Genomic DNA, 2,615 nt, shown 5'->3' with positions numbered 1-2,615 from the left:
TCGCACTGTCGCCCGAGGATCTTGCGCATTGATCGCCCCTGACGGCGGCGCGCCGGTGCACCATCCTTGGACGGAACCGCCCGCGCATGGGGCGGTGCGCGAAATCGCGCCTGGGGTGCTTTGGATGCGGTTGCCGCTGCCGATGGCGCTAGATCACGTCAACGCCTATGCGCTGGACGACGGCGATGGCTGGACGGTGGTTGACCCCGGTATGGATACCGCCGAGGCGCGCGAAATCTGGGGCGCGCTTCTGGCAGGGCCGCTTGCGGGAAAGCCTGTGGTGCGGGTGCTGGCCACGCATTACCACCCCGACCATATCGGTCTTGCCGGTTGGTTTCAGACCCGCGGCGCGAGCCTTTGGACCACCCGCACCAGTTGGCTTTTCGCGCGGATGTTGACGCTGGACGAACAGCCGCTGCCCGCCGTGGAAACGCTTGCATTCTGGCGCGCGGCGGGGATGGAGCCGGGGCTTCTGGCGCGGCGCGCCGCGGAACGCCCGTTCAACTATTGCGACACAGTGCACCCCTTGCCGCTAGGCTATCGCCGCATCGTCGAGGGCGAGGTGGTGCGTGCGGGTGGGCGCGATTGGCGGGTTCATATCGGCCACGGGCATGCCCCCGAACATGCCACGCTTTGGAGCCTTGATGATGATCTGGTGATCGGGGGCGACCAGTTGCTACCCTCGATCAGCGCCAATCTGGGGGTTTACGCCACCGAGCCCGATGCCGACCCGGTGGGCGATTGGCTGGCCTCTTGTGCCGCCCTAGCGGTTCATGCCGAGGAACGCCATCTGGTGCTACCCGGCCACAAGACACCCTTCAATGGCTTGCCGCGGCGGTTGCGGCAAATGGCCGAAGGGCACGAAAAAAGCCTCGCGCGGCTAGAGGCGCTGATCGAAACGCCAAAAATCGCGACGGCATGTTTTCCTGCATTGTATCGACGCGAAATCGGTGAAGGGATCTATGGTCTGGCGCTGGTGGAAACCGTGGCGCACCTGAACCATCTGTTGATCAACGGGCGGGCGCGGCGCTGGCGCGATGCCGATGGCGTCTGGCTTTGGCAAGCAACTTCCGCCCATTCCGGGGCGTGACAGATTACCGCAGGTTTGCTAGAGCGTTGCGGCCAGACAACAGATGAGGGAGGCGGCAATGACCGAACACGCACAGGGCAGCATGGACATCACGACACAAGAGCGCACTTTCGAGGGCTTCATTACCTTCGCAAAGCGCGCTGCGGTTGCAATAGTGGTGGTTTTGGTGTTCCTCGCAATCGTCAACGGCTGAGCTGACGTAACCCGGAGCCCCGATTAATGCACCGACTGCTTCTTGCGATTTTTCTTCCGCTGCTACTGGCTGCTTGCGGTGCCGAGCCTGTCTGGGCACCCGACGACGTTGTGGCGCGCGCGGGATATTCGAGCGAGGAGCCGCCTTCGGTAACGCTGTTCACGGTCATCAGCACTTCGACCGGCGCGGGGGCACATTCGGCTTTGATGATCAACGGGGTCGAGCGCGTGATGTTCGATCCCGCAGGCACTTGGTACCACCCCTATGTGCCCGAGCGGAACGACGTGCACTATGGCATCACCGACCATATCTACACGTTCTACATCGATTACCACGCGCGCGAGACCTACTGGGTGCTGGAACAGACCGTGCCGGTCTCGCTTGAGGTGGCGGAACTGCTGCGCAGCCGGGTTGAAGCCTATGGCGCAGTGCCCAAGGCGTTTTGTTCCAACTCGGTTTCAAGCGTGCTGAGTGGGCTTCCGGGGTTTGAAGCCATTGGCACCACGATGTTTCCCAAGCCGCTTGCACGCGCCTTTGGCGAATTGCCCGGCGTGGTCGAAAAAGATCATTACGATGGCGACCCTGATGACAACTCGGGCGTGCTGATGGTCAAGCCCGGCGAGATTGCGCCCGGTGTGCCCGCCGTCTAACCGAGGCCAAATAACGCCAGATAGAGCACAACCAAGCCGCCGACGATTGCGGCGAAGTTGTTGCGTGTGACGATGCCAATGCCCACTGTCGCAAGCGCCGCCAGAAAGCGCGCGGGGTCAAACACGCCTTCGGTTGCCGCGGGCCAGATGACAAGCGGCGCCACAAGCCCCGGCAGAACCGCAACCGGTGTGTAGCGCAGATAGCGCAGCACCCATTCGGGCAATGGCCGGTTGCCGATCGTGCCAAGAAAGGAAAAGCGCAGCAGAAAGGTTCCGACCCCGAGGCCGATGATTACTACCCAGATGGCGGTGCTTGAATAGTTCACAGCCGCCTCCTGTGCTGCCAAAGCTCGACCTGCGCGCCGGTGAACATCGCCACGGCAGCGGCGATCAGCAGCCCGGTCCCGCCGGGCAGGAATGCCAGCAGTAGCGCCAGCACGATCGACACAGTGGCCGCGGCGACATGGGCAAGGGTGCGCAGCATCGGTGCCAGCATCGCCAGAAACGTGATCGGCACCGCGAAATCGAGCGCAAACTCGGGCGGTATGGCCTGCCCCACCGTCGCGCCGATCAGTGTTGAGACATACCATTGCGGGCAAATCGGGGTGCAAGCGCCGGCGTAATAGGCGATCTTTTCGGCGACGCTTTGTTTCGGGTGACGCTCATATTCCAGCATCGACAT

The 2,615-nt window shown here is 62.8% G+C and carries 5 protein-coding genes; 3 read left to right on the top strand and 2 right to left on the bottom strand.

Annotated elements, in window-relative coordinates:
• Nucleotides 1–31 precede the first annotated feature (31 nt).
• Genes ABY403_RS15465 through ABY403_RS15455 form a run of 3 tightly spaced genes read left to right on the top strand, consistent with a single transcriptional unit; the run spans nt 32 to nt 1,933 of the window.
• Nucleotides 32–1,090 (top strand): MBL fold metallo-hydrolase, encoded by a 1,059-nt coding sequence (locus ABY403_RS15465; RefSeq protein WP_372841711.1) that lies wholly within the window; start codon nt 32–34, stop codon nt 1,088–1,090.
• 58 nt (nt 1,091–1,148) lie between these two features.
• Nucleotides 1,149–1,283, top strand: coding sequence for an aa3-type cytochrome c oxidase subunit IV (locus tag ABY403_RS15460; protein WP_372841710.1), 135 nt, complete (start codon nt 1,149–1,151; stop codon nt 1,281–1,283).
• Nucleotides 1,284–1,309: 26 nt separating this feature from the next.
• Entirely contained in the window at nt 1,310–1,933 is a 624-nt protein-coding gene (locus ABY403_RS15455; protein ID WP_372841709.1) for a hypothetical protein, read from the top strand.
• On the opposite strand, the gene ABY403_RS15450 is transcribed toward ABY403_RS15455, so the two are convergent.
• Both ABY403_RS15450 and ABY403_RS15445 read right to left on the bottom strand, forming a co-directional pair.
• Nucleotides 1,930–2,259, bottom strand: coding sequence for an AzlD domain-containing protein (locus ABY403_RS15450; protein WP_372841708.1), 330 nt, complete (start codon nt 2,257–2,259; stop codon nt 1,930–1,932). The two genes, ABY403_RS15455 and ABY403_RS15450, sit on opposite strands and share 4 nt — an antisense overlap.
• Nucleotides 2,256–2,615: AzlC family ABC transporter permease (locus ABY403_RS15445; protein ID WP_372841707.1), on the bottom strand; the 360-nt coding region annotated here is incomplete at its 5' end. The genes ABY403_RS15450 and ABY403_RS15445, both read right to left, overlap by 4 nt.

Origin of the sequence: Phaeovulum sp. (assembly GCF_041596715.1) — a bacterium.
Classification (GTDB): domain Bacteria; phylum Pseudomonadota; class Alphaproteobacteria; order Rhodobacterales; family Rhodobacteraceae; genus UBA6213.
This window is presented reverse-complemented; position numbering and strand designations above follow the sequence as displayed.